A 13,019-nucleotide genomic window follows, 5' to 3' on the forward strand; every position below is an offset into this window, starting at 1 on the left:
GCGCGCAGAATTGTGGCGTGAAGACACGAAAGTAGCCTCTCCCAATGCCTACGAGGTGAGCTGTCGGATTCGGATGGGAGTCACCCGGCCGCGCTGCTTCCTGGGAAGCTTTGCGACTTAACCCCAAGGCCTTCTTTCGAAGGCCAAAATTGGTTCCCCCGCCCCTGCCAGACGATGTAATGCGAACGGACCTTGAGCGGTGGCAGAGCTAGGCAATCCACTCAAGAGCGCCAACTTCGGAAAAGTTGGCGTGCTTCAAACCCTACAGGAGTCCGGGCCCAATGTCACATTCAGATCACGGCGTGTCACAAGCACTTGAGAGCGGCCCATCGTCTATTTAGAGCCAGCCGAGGGGGTCAACGACGTCGCCGTTGACCATCACTTCAAAGTGGAGGTGGCAGCCCGTGGAGGCGCCGGTGGTCCCGCTCATCGCGATGACGTCACCGCGCGACACCTTCTGGCCGACCTTGACCGAGGCCGAGGAAAGGTGGTTGTACGTGGTCCCCAGGCCGTTGCCGTGGTCAATGACCACCCGGTTTCCACCGCCGAAGGGATGCCATCCGTTGAACGTCACGGTGCCGCTGGCAGCCGCATGGACCGCCGTGCCGCACTGGGCAGCGAAATCCTGGCCGCGGTGGAACTCCCCCGCGCCCCCGGTGATCGGGCTGACACGGTAGCCGAAGGGCGAAGCCGTGACCAGATGATCCAGCGGCGCGCCAAGGGTGCCTGCCGAAGCCGCGCGAGTGATACTGCCCACAGACTGGGCGCTGAGCAGCTGCTTTAGCTTCCCATCCGGGTCGCCCTTAGTGGTGACGGCGGTCCGGCTGAAGTCGACCTTTGCGGCCGCGGCGGCCGTGACATCCGGCTGCACGGCAGCGGACAGAGCGCCGGATCCGGCGGTGTTGGAGGCCATCACCGGGCTCGTGACGGGGACCGTCACCGTAAGAACCAGACCGGTTGCGGCCAGGGCAATACCGGCCTTCTGGCCGACCCCGCTGGCCGAGGCAAACTCCGTTACCTGGCGGAACGGACTGCGCCGGCGACGCCGTTCATCGCGGTGCGCGTCGCGCGGGCGTTCGGCCATATGCTCGACGACGGGACGCGGCTCCGGAGCGGGACCGGTCGCGCGGCGACGGCCCCTGGCGGTCTGGGTGGTCAAGAACGGTTCCTCTCTGGAGAGCCTGCGAAGTTAGCTGTCGGATTCGGGTCAGAGAGATCAAAGACCCGGTCCGCCGTTGCAAGCAGCCAGGCACAGGGGCATCCCAGGGGATCCTTCGGTGGAAGCTGCTTGCCGCTGACGGACTTCACCCCAAGGCTGCTGAAGTAGCAGCCGAAAGTGGTTCCCCCGCCCCTGCCAGGAGATGGTTCCGCGACTGATCCGCTGGCAGGGCTCGGCTTCGGATCAGGTAACGCTTTGGTATCGGTACTGGCCACTAACTATAGGCGATTAAGCCGCCCGGTAATAAATCCGTAATCGCAATTGTGCAGAACTCATGGGTCGTCCCATGACCGACGAGTTATTGCTGGTCAGGCCACAGTTACAAAGACGTGCGCGGCAACCTCGGGCGGCAGCTCCAGGGCGCCCTCGATATCGGGGACGCGGACCGAGATGTACTCCCCCACCCGCTCCAGCGAGAGAAGGGCACCGGGGCGGATTCCACCCTCGTCGAGCTGGGTGAGAAGCTCCGGCTCCACCTGGATCGGTTCCGCGAGCCGGTTGACCGTGATCCGCGAACCAGCACCGTAGCCGGCCATGGCCTCCAGCAGGTTCACGGCCCTATCCGTGGGGGCACCATTGGGCACACCACCAAGATCCGCAAGCCCCGGAATGGGGTTTCCGTAGGGCGAAACGGTCGGGTGGTCGAGCATCTCGAAGATTCTGCGCTCGACGCGTTCGCTCATGACATGCTCCCAGCGGCACGCTTCCTCATGGACGTAGGCCCAGTCGAGTCCGATCACGTCCGCGAGCAGGCGCTCCGCAAGGCGGTGCTTGCGCATGACGCCGATTGCGCGTTTCCGCCCTGTTTCGGTCAGTTCAAGATGCCGGTCGCCCGAAACAACCACAAGCCCGTCACGTTCCATGCGGCCGATGGTCTGGGAAACAGTGGGGCCGGAGTGGCGGAGCCGTTCGGCGATGCGGGCGCGGAGGGCAACGATGTTTTCTTCTTCAAGTTCCAGAATGGTCCGAAGATACATCTCCGTGGTATCGATCAGATCCGTCATTCAGCTCAGCTCCTCGAGCGCAGTCCTAGCGTCATTCCCACCGTACCGCGTGCGGGCTGCATGCAGGATGCGCCCTGGCGAGAACCGCCGTACGTTCGCATGCCAGCCTAGCCTATTTTGAATTACTCCGGATAATATTTCGTTCGGACCGGGGCTGCCCTCCCGGTGCCGCAGTCCGGCCGTTTCCGGGCGTCTCAATGACCGGACTATGACAGGGCTATTTCCGAATCGCAGTGGGCTGTCAGGCAGAATAAAACAGGAAGAATGAAAAGGGGTGTCCGATGTAGCCATCCCTGCCAGGCCACCTCTCAGCCACGCCACGAACCAGCCGAATATTGGAGCCACTGTGAGCAACACCAGCATCACGATCCCCGCCAACCTCCTGCCCAAGGACGGACGGTTCGGCGCCGGTCCGTCCAAAGTCCGACCGGAACAGCTGGACGCCCTTGCCGCATCGGCGAAGCTGCTGGGGACTTCGCACCGCCAGGCACCGGTAAAGAACCTGGTCGGCTCGGTACGCAGCGGCCTCAGCGCATTCTTCCGCGCGCCCGAAGGGTACGAAGTGGTGCTCGGCGTGGGCGGTTCCACCGCGTTCTGGGACATTGCCAGCTTCGGACTCGTGGAGACCAAGGCGCAGCACCTGTCCTTTGGTGAGTTCGGCTCGAAATTTGCCTCGGCCACCAACAAGGCGCCATTCCTCGCCGAGTCCTCCATCATCACGGCCGAACCCGGCACCCGCCCCTCCGCCCGGGCGGAGGCCGGCGTCGACGTCTATGCGTGGCCGCAGAACGAAACCTCAACCGGCGTGGCCGCCCCCGTCCAGCGCGTGGCGGGAGCCGACGAGGGGTCGCTGGTGCTGGTGGACGCGACCTCGGCCGCGGGCGGGCTGGACGTGGACGTGGCGGAGTCCGATGTGTACTACTTTGCGCCGCAGAAGAACTTCGCGTCCGACGGCGGCCTGTGGCTTGGCCTCTTCTCCCCCGCGGCAATTGAGCGGGCGGCCCGGATCAAGGCCGGCAACCGCTGGATCCCCGACTTCCTGGACCTCCAGACGGCGATCGACAACTCCCGGCTGAACCAAACCTACAACACCCCCGCACTGGCCACCCTGGTGACCCTGGATGCCCAGGTTCAGTGGCTCAACGCCAACGGCGGCCTGGACTTCGCAGCCGGCCGCACCGCGGATTCCGCCGGCCGCATCTACCGCTGGGCCGAGGCGTCAGGCTACGCCACGCCGTTCGTGGCCAAGGCCGAGGACCGGTCCAACGTGATCGCCACGATCGACTTCGACGAATCGATCGATGCCTCGGCCATCGCCAAGGTGCTGCGCGCAAACGGCGTCGTCGACACCGAGCCGTACCGCAAGCTGGGGCGCAACCAACTGCGCATCGCCACCTTTGTGGCGATCGAGCCGGACGATGTCTCGGCGCTGCTCGAGTGCATCGATTTCGTCGTGGCGGAACTGAAGAAGTAGCCTCCGCGTCCGGCGGCGTCCTCACGGCCTATCAAAACGTAGGCTGTGGCGGCGCCGCCGTCGTTTTCAGGCACGTCCGGCCGGCGGCCCACCCTGCGGCCCGGCCTGCCGGGAACCCGGGCTGGCGGCGCCGGTCGCGCTTTCGACGCGGAAGTACCGCAGCCCGTGTGCGCGGCGGTTGAAGTGGATCCGCAGGTGCTTGGCCCGGATGATCCACACCAGCCCGATCAGGGCCGCCAGCAGACCGGATCCCGCCGCAACCGCCATGGACCAGCGGGGGCCGGCGGTGTTGGCCACCCAGCCGACCAGCGGCGCCCCAATGGGGGTTCCGCCCATGAATATTGCCATGTAGAGCGCCATCACCCGGCCCCGCATCGCGGTGTCCGTGGTGGTCTGGACGTACGCGTTGGCGCTCGTCATCATGGTGATCGCGAACAGCCCCACGGGCACCAGTGCGACGCCGTACCAGAAGTAGTTTGGGGCCATTGCGGCGATGCCCGAGGTCACGCCGAAAGCCCCCGCCGCCCCGAAGATGAACCGCATCCGTGGCTTGCCGCGGCCGGCGGACAACAGCGCGCCGGCGACCGAACCGATGGCCATGATGGAATTCATCAGGCCGAAGGCCCCGGCGTCGAGGCCGAATTCCGTACCCACCATGGCCGCGATAAACAGGGCGAAATTCAGCCCCAGGGTTCCCACGATGAAGATCGCTACGAGAACCACGATGAGGTCCGGGCGGAACCGGACGTAGCGCAGGCCCTCCCGGATCCTGCCCTTGCCCGCCCGTGCCCGAGGCAGCTGCCGCAGCGACGCGGCCGGGATTTTCGCCAGGCTCAGCAACATGGCGACGAAGGTCAGCGTGTTGATGAGGAAGACCCAGCCGGGCCCCACGACGGCAGTGAGCACGCCGGCGACTGCCGGGCCGATCATCCGCGCGACGTTAAAGGAAGCGCTGTTCAGTGCCACGGCGTTGGGGAGGTAGTCGTCCCGAACCAGTTCCGAAACGAAGGTCTGCCGCACGGGAGCGTCCAGTGCGGAGACCACCCCGAGCATGAGGGCGAAAGCGTAGACGTGCCAGAGTTGGGCGGCGCCCGAGACCACCAGGACGCCCAGTCCGGCGCTCAGCAGCGCCATGGCGGATTGGGTCAGCACCAGGAGCCGCTTACGGTTGAAGCGATCGGCGAGAAGTCCGGCCACGGGCGCCAGGAAGAGCTGCGGACCCAGCTGCAGTGCCATGGTGATCCCCACCGCGCCGGCATCGTGCGCCGTCAGGTGGGCGAACACCAGCCAGTCCTGGGCAGTGCGCTGCATCCAGGTGCCGATGTTGGAGATGAGCGCACCGAGGAACCAGATGCGATAGTTCAGGATGTGCAGGGACTTGAACGTGGACATCAGCCCCAGCCCTCCCCAGACACGCTCCTAGACGCTGTCAACCGCTAGTCGGCCTCGTCCGCGGAGCGTTCCCGCTCGTCGTCGTCGGTTTCCGCGCCTTCGGTCTCGTCGTCGTCGGTCTCCTCGGGCTCCCCATCGTTCTGGACGTCGGCGCCGGTGTCGGATGCCTGCAACGGCGTTTCTGAGCCGGACGCCTCTTCGGCGGCCTCGTCATCTTGCGCGTCTTCCGGGCGGACCCGCTCAGCCCACGGAATCCAGGCCGGCGCCAGGATGGAGTCCTCGGACGGCAGGAGGCCGAGTTCGTCCACCGTGACCACCTTGGACCGCGAGTTGCGGGTCAGCACGGCGTACCACTGCCAGCCCAGATACCCGGGCAGCCTGGATTCGAAGAGGTGGGTCACCAGGCGGTCGCCTTCGCTGCGGGCACCGAGGTGCTCGCCGACCTGCCCTGCGGAGGCAATGCCTTCCACCGCTGTGCGGGCGACGTCGACGGCGGCGGCCAGGAAGGCGTCAGGCTTGCCGGTGCGCCAGACGGGCACGCCGGCGCGGGGGCGGTTTCCCTGCTTTGAGCCGGTTCCCTTGGAATCGGCGGGCAGGGCGGATCCGGCATCCGACGCCGGCAACTGATCAGGTTCCTGAGTCATCAAGAGCCTTATACATCCAGCTCGTCGGCAACCTTGCGGAGGGCCGCTGCGATCGCCTTGCCCTTGTTGCCTTCCGGGTACTTGCCCGCGGACAAGGTTCCGGACAGGTTGTCCAGCACGCTGACGAGGTCCTGCACCAGCGGGGCAAGGTCCCTGGCACTGGGCCGCTTTGCCTTGGCGATGGACGGCGTCTTGTCCAGCACGCGCAGGCCGAGCGCCTGGGCGCCCTTGCGGCCGTCGGCTACACCAAATTCAACGCGCGTTCCGGCCTTGAGTTCCGTGATGCCCTCGGGCAGCGCGGACTTGGGCAGGAAGACTTCCTGGCCGTCCTCGCCCGCGAGGAATCCGAAGCCTTTTTCCTTGTCATACCACTTGACCTTGCCGGTAGGCACGTAATCAACCTTCTTCGTTCTGCGGGGACACGGCCGGCGGTCACCGCATCCGCATGGATACGCGGGTTCAGGGTATGACTGCCCGGACCGTGTTGGTCTGTATCTCCAAGGTTATCCTGCCTGGTTCAATATAGCGGCTTGAGGCGCGGGCGATGCTGGACTGTTAGCGTTGCCCACATGACACTCATGCGATCCCGGCGGCCTCTGATGATCATCGCGGCCACGCTTGCTGTGCTGTCCCTCGCTGCCGTCGGCGCTGTCATGGCCATGGCGTCGAACAATGTCGTGGCGCCTGCCTGGATTACCTCGGCTGCCCTCTACGGGCTCCCGGTGGCATTCCTGCTCATGCTGGCCCTCGTTGTGGACGCGGTGGCAGCACGGCGCCGCCCGCGCAGGCCCGGCGAAAGGTAACGTTGGAGCGATGTCCCTCATCCGCGCGCTGAGCAAGGAACTTCAGGCACGAAGCGACGAATCGTTGCGGGCCCTGTTTTCCGCGCGGCCGGACCTGATTTCTCCCGGCGTCCCGGACTTCGCCGCCCTCGCAGCCCGCGCCAGCGGACGAGTCAGCGTCCAGCGGGCGCTCGAGCGGCTCAACCGCCCGCAGATGCAGGTCCTGGAAACCCTGCACCTGTGCACCAACTCCGATACCGGGCACAGCGCCTCCGCGGCGATGCTGAAGAAACTGATTTGCGGCTCCTCCGCTGCCGCCATCGACCGCCTGCTCCATTCCCTGCAGGAACTGGCCCTGGTCCACCGCACCGACCCGCCGCACGGTGCCGCTCCCGCCGCCGCCAGGCAGCGCCACTACCTTCCGGTGGGCAGCCTCAAGGATGTGATCGGCATCTACCCTGCGGGGCTGGGGCGCAGCTACACCGAACTCGTGCGGCTCCAGCCGGCATTTGCGCAGCGCGTGGTGCAGCTGGTGGGGGAACTGCACCGCGGCGGGGCGTCCATCTCCCCCGCCACGACGCCGATGGAGGCGGCCCTGTCCCTGCAGCACTGGACGGCAACACCGGAATCGCTGCAGCAAATCCTGACCACCGCGCCGGATCGGACGGGCGCCTTGCTGGCCAGGTTCGGAAACTGGGCCATGGGCGCCGTTCCGCAGGCGCAGCGCCGGGCGTCCGTGCTCCACGAAAGCTCCGACGTCGGCCCTGTGGACTGGCTGCTGGCCCGGGGGCTGCTGGTGCCGCTGGACGCCGCGCACGTCGAACTTCCCCATAGCGTCGGAGTCTCGCTGCGCGGCGGGTTCGTCGTCGAGAGTTTCTCCCTGGCGCCGCCCCTCCCCCACCTTGGCCACACGAGCGCAGGGCTGCGCCGGAACGCCGCGTTGGGAGCTATTGCCGAGACTCTGCGGCTCGTGGGCGAAGTGCTCTATGCCGTGCGCGAACAGCCCCTGGCGACGCTGCGCAGCGGGGGCGTCGGGGTCCGGGAGATGAAGCGGCTGGCAGACTCGCTCCGGATCGACGTGCACGAGGCCGGCCTTCTGGCGGAGTTCTGCGCAATGGGCGGACTGCTGCGGCTGGACGTCGACAGTTCTGCATGGGTGCAGCCGCCGCAGCTGGAGTGGCTGGCGTTGCCGCGGCAGGAACAATGGCTGTGGCTGGTCAATGCCTGGCTGGCCAGCGAGCGCGCGCCCTCCCTCGTGGGCCAGCCCGTGAATGCTGTTGTCCAGGGCATGGCAGGCCACCGGGGCGCGGCCGGGACCACCATCAATGCGCTCTCTGCCGAGGCGCAGCGGCCTGACGCGCCGGTGGTCCGCAAACGGGTCCTGGAAATCCTGCATGAACTTACCCTCGAAGCCGCGGCACCCGACGGGCAGGCCCCGGTTCTCAATGCCGCCGCTGTTCTGGAGCGGGCCGAGTGGATGCAGCCCCGAATGGCCCGGCGTTTCAGCTCCCTGATCCGCGGCATCCTCACAGAAGCCGAGATGCTGGGCCTGATCGGTTCCGGCGCCCTCAGCCAGCTGGGGGCCGCGATCGCCGCCGAAAAGCCGGATGAGGCGTTGGGGATCCTGGGTGAGCACTTGCCGGCAGCCCTGCAACACGTGTTGCTACAGGCAGATCTGACGGCGGTGGCGCCGGGCTACCTCGACCCCGAACTGAGCGAACGGCTCCTGACTATGGCCACGGCCGAGGGGCAGGGACCGGCCACCATCTACCGTTTCTCCGTCCCCTCCGTCCGCCGGGCCCTCGACGCCGGCCAGGATGCCGCGGCGATCCTGGACTTCCTTCGCCAGCATTCGGCCACCGCCGTCCCGCAGCCACTCCAGTACCTCATCGAAGACACCGCCGCGCGGCACTCCCGGCTCCGCGTGGGGGCGGCGGCCAGTTTTATCCAATGCGAGGACGAGACTGCCCTGCTGGAACTGCTCAATGCCCCGGCCGCCGCCGGCCTCGGGCTGGTGCGCATCGCGCCCACGGTGGTGGTCTCACACGCCGCACCCCGGGAAACCGCCCAGATCCTCAGGGGCCTGGGCCTCGCCCCCGTCCTGGAGGAAGCAGTATCCGCCGTCGTCGGGCTGCGCCGCAGCACCTCGGGCGCCGGCAGCGGCCGGCCGGTTTACACGGCCCCGCGGACCGCTCCGCCGGAGGCCGACATCGACGCCCAACTGGCCGTGTTGCGCGGTGACGGGTCCCGGGCGCGTGGTCCCGGGGCTCACTCGCCGGCGGCTGCCCCGGGCAGCGAGGAAGCGACGCAGCTGGGGCTGGAAACCCTCCTGAAGGCGATCCGACTCAGGCAGCGGGTGGTCATGAATGTCGTTGACAGCATGGGGAATGCCAGCCGCGAGACGGTTGTTCCGGTAGCTGTGAACGGCGGGCGGGTGCGGGTGTTCGATCCGGAGAAGGAGATCGAGCGGGTCCTGTCCATCCACCGGATTATCGACGTAGAAGCTACAGAGGAATTGTTTCAGTGAATGACGGGCCCCTGATCGTCCAGAGTGACAAGACCATCCTGCTGGAGGTCGACCACGAACTCGCAACCGAGGCCCGGCACGCCATCGCGGCCTTCGCCGAGCTGGAACGTGCGCCGGAGCATGTTCACAGCTACCGGTTGACGCCGCTGGGGCTGTGGAACGCCCGGGCCGCGGGGCTGGACGCCGAAAAGGTGCTGGACACCCTGCTCACGTACTCCCGGTTCCCGGTGCCGCATTCCTTGCTGATCGACGTCGAAGAAACCATGTCCCGGTACGGCCGGCTCCGGCTGGAAAAGGACCCGCAGCACGGCCTGGTCATGCGCACGTCCGACTACCCGGTGCTGGAAGAAGTCAGCCGCGCCAAGAAGATCGCCCCGCTGCTCGGGCCGCGGATCGACGGCGAGACGGTGGTGGTGCATTCTTCCCAGCGCGGCCAGCTCAAGCAGCTGCTGCTCAAGATTGGCTGGCCGGCTGAGGACCTGGCCGGCTACGTGGACGGCACGCCGCACCCCATCATGCTCAACGAATCGGGCTGGAAGCTGCGGCCCTACCAGCAACTGGCAGCGGAGAACTTCTGGGCCGGCGGCAGCGGCGTCGTCGTCCTGCCCTGCGGCGCCGGCAAGACGCTGGTCGGGGCTGCCGCCATGGCCACTAGCTCCACCACCACGCTGATCCTGGTGACCAACACCGTCGCCGCGCGGCAGTGGAAGGACGAACTCATCAAGCGCACGTCGCTGACCGAGGAGGAGATCGGCGAGTACTCCGGCTCCGTCAAGGAAGTCCGTCCAGTCACGATCGCCACCTACCAGGTCCTGACCACGAAGCGCGGCGGCCTGTACCCGCACCTGGAGCTCGTGGACGGCAACGACTGGGGCCTGATCATCTACGACGAGGTCCACCTGCTGCCGGCGCCTATCTTCCGGATGACGGCGGACCTGCAGGCCCGGCGCCGGCTCGGGCTCACCGCCACGTTGGTGCGGGAGGACGGGCGGGAGGGCGAGGTCTTCAGCCTGATCGGCCCGAAGCGCTACGACGCGCCGTGGAAGGACATCGAGAACCAGGGCTATATCGCCCCCGCCGATTGCGTGGAGGTCCGGGTGGACCTGCCCCGCGACGAACGGGTGGCCTATGCCATGGCAGAGGACGCCGACAAATACCGCCTGTGCGCCACCTCCGAGACCAAGACCCGGGTGGTGGAAGAACTTGTCGCCGAACACGCCGGCGAGCAGCTCCTGGTGATCGGGCAGTACATCGACCAGCTCGACGAGATCGGCGAGCGCCTCAACGCGCCGGTCATCAAGGGCGACACGTCGGTCAAGGAACGCCAGCGGCTCTTCGATGCCTTCCGCGCCGGCGAGGTGCAGACCCTGGTGGTGTCCAAGGTGGCCAACTTCTCCATTGACCTGCCCGAGGCGTCGGTGGCGATCCAGGTCTCCGGTTCGTTCGGTTCCCGCCAGGAGGAGGCCCAGCGCCTAGGCCGGCTGCTGCGTCCGAAGAAAGACGGCCGATCCGCGCGGTTCTACTCGCTGGTGGCCCGCGACACCCTCGATCAGGACTTCGCCGCGAAGCGGCAGCGTTTCCTCGCCGAGCAGGGCTATGCCTACAGGATCATGGACGCCAAGGACGTCGGCACCGCCGGCTAGTCAGAAGGTCCCGGGCCCCGGGTGGCGCCCGGGCGTGCCCGCAACAGGCACGACCCATGCAACACCCATCCGCCCTTCAGAAAACTCCCAGAGTCTGGGAGCATCATGGGAACATGAAAAAGAACGGACCCGAAGCAAAGCTGCTCGTCGTCGATGATGAACCGAACATCCGCGAGCTGCTATCAACGTCCCTGCGCTTCGCCGGTTTTGAAGTTGTCTCGGCTGGCAGCGGGCGCGAGGCCCTTGCCGCCGCGGAGCTGCACGCCCCCGATCTGGCAGTTCTTGACGTCATGCTGCCGGACATGGACGGCTTCACCGTCACCCGCCGCCTGCGCGCCGCCGGCAAACACTTCCCGGTCCTGTTCCTCACAGCCAAGGACGACACCGAGGACAAGGTCACGGGCCTGACCGTGGGCGGGGACGATTACGTCACCAAACCCTTCAGCCTCGACGAGGTGGTGGCCCGCATCCGCGCGGTGCTCCGGCGCACGCAGCCCCAGGTCGACGACGACGCCGTGATCCGGGTCGATGACCTCCAGCTCGACGACGACGCCCACGAGGTCCGCCGCGGCGGCACCGTGATCGAGCTGTCCCCCACCGAGTTCAAGCTCCTGCGCTACCTCATGCTCAACCCCAACCGGGTCCTGTCCAAGGCCCAGATCCTGGACCATGTGTGGGAGTACGACTTCAACGGCGATGCCTCGATCGTGGAGTCCTACATCTCCTACCTGCGCCGCAAGGTGGATATCGATCCCGATGCCCCGGCACTGATCCAGACCAAGCGCGGCGTCGGCTACGTTCTGCGGACCGCCGAGAAGCGCTGACTTTGCTGCACCGCTGGAAATCGGCCTCGCTGCGGTCGCAGCTCGTGGCCATCATGATGGCGCTGATGCTGGTGGCCCTCACGGCCACTGGGGCGGGCACGCTGACGCTGCTCCACAGCTTCCTGCAGGGACAGGTGGATGACAAACTCCGGGCCGCCGTCGACTCCGTGCGGCTGGAGAAGTCCTTCACCCAGCTGCAGGAGGCCAGCTCCACCATTCCCACCGACTACTCGCTAATGCTCCTCAGCCCGGGCCTCCCAGCAATCCCGTTTGGCGGCGACAAGGACTCCCACCCCGCCATCAGCACTTTCTCCGCGGTCGAGGCCCGGGAACGCCAGCAGATACCCTTCCAGGTCCGCGGGACCGAGGGCGGCAACTGGAGGGTGGTGGCCCTGAGCGTCGTGGACAACAACCAGCGCAGCGCGGTGGTGGTCATCGGGCTGCCCCTGGATCCCGTCGATTCCGTCATGGAACATGCGGCCCTGGTGGTGGTGGGGGTGGGTCTGCTGACGCTTGTGCTGGCGTTCTTCATCGCCACGTGGACCGTCTCGCGCTCTTTCCGGCCGCTGGCCCGGGTGGAGAAGACGGCCGCCGCGATCGCCGCCGGAGACCTCTCCAGACGCGTGGAAATCGAAAACCCCAACACCGAGGTGGGGAGGCTGGGCAGTTCGCTCAATGCCATGCTCGCGCATATTGAGACAGCGTTCGCCGCGCGGATGGCGTCCGAGGAACGGATGCGTCGCTTCGCCGCCGACGCTTCGCACGAGCTGCGCACCCCGCTGGTGACCATTCGCGGGTTCTCCGAGCTGTACCGGCACGGGGCGCTGTCCACCCCGGAGGACGTGGCCACGGCGATGGGGCGGATCGAAAGCGAAGCCAAGCGCATGGGGGCCATGGTGGAAGACCTGCTCCTTCTGGCCAGGATCGATGAGCAGCGCCCGCTGCAGCAGAAACCCGCAGATCTGCTGCTGCTGGCCAACGACGCCGTGGTGGACACCCAGGCGAGCGACCGCAGCCGCACCATCACCCTCACCGGGCTCGACGGCGCGGCCCCCGCGCCGGCCCCGGTGCTGGGGGACGAAGCCAAGCTGCGCCAGGTGGTCAGCAACCTGGTCGGCAATGCCCTGCGGTACACGCCGGAAGGCACGCCGATCGAAATTGGCGTCGGGACCCGGACTGCACCGGACGGAGCACGGCAGTCCGTGATCGAGGTACGAGACCACGGACCCGGTGTCCCGGAGGACGAGGCGGCCCGCATTTTTGAGCGCTTCTACCGGGCGGACACGTCCCGGACCAGGGAGACCGGCGGCAGCGGACTTGGCCTGGCGATCGTGGCCGCCATCGTCGGCTCGCATTCCGGGTCCGTGCAGGTCGGGGAGACTGACGGGGGCGGTGCCACACTGGTGGTCAGCATCCCGTTCCTGGACGAAGACGCCACGGAACTGTCCGCAGCAGGTTTGTCCACATAGGGGCCGGCGGCGGTGTCCGGCCGGTGCACTGCCCGCATACG

Annotated in this window: 11 protein-coding genes and 2 riboswitches; of the genes, 6 read left to right on the top strand and 5 right to left on the bottom strand. The window is 67.0% G+C overall.

The window, feature by feature from the left end; genetic code table 11:
- Positions 1–31 precede the first annotated feature (31 nt).
- Positions 32–201, bottom strand: a riboswitch (cyclic di-AMP (ydaO/yuaA leader).
- A 136-nt stretch (positions 202–337) separates the two neighbouring features.
- Together AC1DKQ_RS11490 and AC1DKQ_RS11495 are read right to left on the bottom strand one after the other, a co-directional pair.
- The gene (locus tag AC1DKQ_RS11490; protein WP_476919051.1) at positions 338–1,159 is read right to left on the bottom strand and encodes a M23 family metallopeptidase; all 822 of its coding nucleotides are present in this window, start codon (positions 1,157–1,159) and stop codon (positions 338–340) included.
- Between the two features lie 4 nt (positions 1,160–1,163).
- Positions 1,164–1,377: riboswitch (cyclic di-AMP (ydaO/yuaA leader) on the bottom strand.
- 150 nt (positions 1,378–1,527) lie between these two features.
- On the bottom strand, positions 1,528–2,223 hold the full coding sequence (locus AC1DKQ_RS11495) for an iron-dependent transcriptional repressor DtxR (RefSeq protein ID WP_476885024.1): 696 nt from the start codon (positions 2,221–2,223) through the stop codon (positions 1,528–1,530).
- 346 nt (positions 2,224–2,569) lie between these two features.
- On the opposite strand from AC1DKQ_RS11495, the gene serC reads away from it, so the two are divergent.
- Positions 2,570–3,697, top strand: coding sequence for a phosphoserine transaminase (gene serC, locus AC1DKQ_RS11500; protein ID WP_476919052.1), 1,128 nt, complete (start codon positions 2,570–2,572; stop codon positions 3,695–3,697).
- 66 nt (positions 3,698–3,763) lie between these two features.
- Here serC and AC1DKQ_RS11505 read toward each other — a convergent pair whose 3' ends face one another.
- The 3 genes from AC1DKQ_RS11505 to AC1DKQ_RS11515 are packed head-to-tail and all read right to left on the bottom strand — an operon-like array spanning position 3,764 to position 6,125.
- Complete coding sequence (locus AC1DKQ_RS11505) at positions 3,764–5,089, bottom strand: MFS transporter (protein ID WP_476919053.1); 1,326 nt, start codon at positions 5,087–5,089, stop codon at positions 3,764–3,766.
- A 44-nt stretch (positions 5,090–5,133) separates the two neighbouring features.
- The gene (locus AC1DKQ_RS11510) at positions 5,134–5,733 is read right to left on the bottom strand and encodes a DUF3027 domain-containing protein (protein WP_476919054.1); all 600 of its coding nucleotides are present in this window, start codon (positions 5,731–5,733) and stop codon (positions 5,134–5,136) included.
- Between the two features lie 8 nt (positions 5,734–5,741).
- The gene (locus tag AC1DKQ_RS11515; protein ID WP_018776003.1) at positions 5,742–6,125 is read right to left on the bottom strand and encodes a cold-shock protein; all 384 of its coding nucleotides are present in this window, start codon (positions 6,123–6,125) and stop codon (positions 5,742–5,744) included.
- A gap of 177 nt (positions 6,126–6,302) precedes the next feature.
- On the opposite strand from AC1DKQ_RS11515, the gene AC1DKQ_RS11520 reads away from it, so the two are divergent.
- From AC1DKQ_RS11520 to AC1DKQ_RS11540, 5 genes are all read left to right on the top strand, one after another.
- Entirely contained in the window at positions 6,303–6,536 is a 234-nt protein-coding gene (locus AC1DKQ_RS11520) for a hypothetical protein (protein ID WP_476885028.1), read from the top strand.
- A gap of 10 nt (positions 6,537–6,546) precedes the next feature.
- Positions 6,547–9,042 carry a helicase-associated domain-containing protein gene (locus AC1DKQ_RS11525; protein ID WP_476919055.1) on the top strand — a complete coding sequence of 832 codons (2,496 nt, stop codon included), beginning with the start codon at positions 6,547–6,549 and terminating at the stop codon, positions 9,040–9,042.
- Positions 9,039–10,685, top strand: a complete 1,647-nt coding sequence (locus AC1DKQ_RS11530; RefSeq protein ID WP_476885030.1) for a DNA repair helicase XPB — start codon at positions 9,039–9,041, stop codon at positions 10,683–10,685. Before AC1DKQ_RS11525 ends, AC1DKQ_RS11530 begins: the two co-directional genes overlap by 4 nt.
- A 113-nt stretch (positions 10,686–10,798) precedes the next feature.
- The gene (locus AC1DKQ_RS11535) at positions 10,799–11,509 is read left to right on the top strand and encodes a response regulator transcription factor (protein ID WP_229993817.1); all 711 of its coding nucleotides are present in this window, start codon (positions 10,799–10,801) and stop codon (positions 11,507–11,509) included.
- Between the two features lie 2 nt (positions 11,510–11,511).
- Positions 11,512–12,978, top strand: a complete 1,467-nt coding sequence (locus AC1DKQ_RS11540; protein ID WP_476885031.1) for a sensor histidine kinase — start codon at positions 11,512–11,514, stop codon at positions 12,976–12,978.
- The last annotated feature ends 41 nt before the right edge of the window (positions 12,979–13,019 follow it).

This window comes from Arthrobacter sp. 05L421, from assembly GCF_056397785.1.

Coding starts and splice junctions, on each gene's coding strand:
- AC1DKQ_RS11495 (WP_476885024.1), bottom strand. CDS start 2,223: ATGACGGATCTGATCGATACCACGGAGATGTATCTTCGGACCATTCTG.
- AC1DKQ_RS11505 (WP_476919053.1), bottom strand. CDS start 5,089: ATGTCCACGTTCAAGTCCCTGCACATCCTGAACTATCGCATCTGGTTC.
- AC1DKQ_RS11510 (WP_476919054.1), bottom strand. CDS start 5,733: ATGACTCAGGAACCTGATCAGTTGCCGGCGTCGGATGCCGGATCCGCC.
- AC1DKQ_RS11520 (WP_476885028.1), top strand. CDS start 6,303: ATGACACTCATGCGATCCCGGCGGCCTCTGATGATCATCGCGGCCACG.
- AC1DKQ_RS11525 (WP_476919055.1), top strand. CDS start 6,547: ATGTCCCTCATCCGCGCGCTGAGCAAGGAACTTCAGGCACGAAGCGAC.
- AC1DKQ_RS11535 (WP_229993817.1), top strand. CDS start 10,799: ATGAAAAAGAACGGACCCGAAGCAAAGCTGCTCGTCGTCGATGATGAA.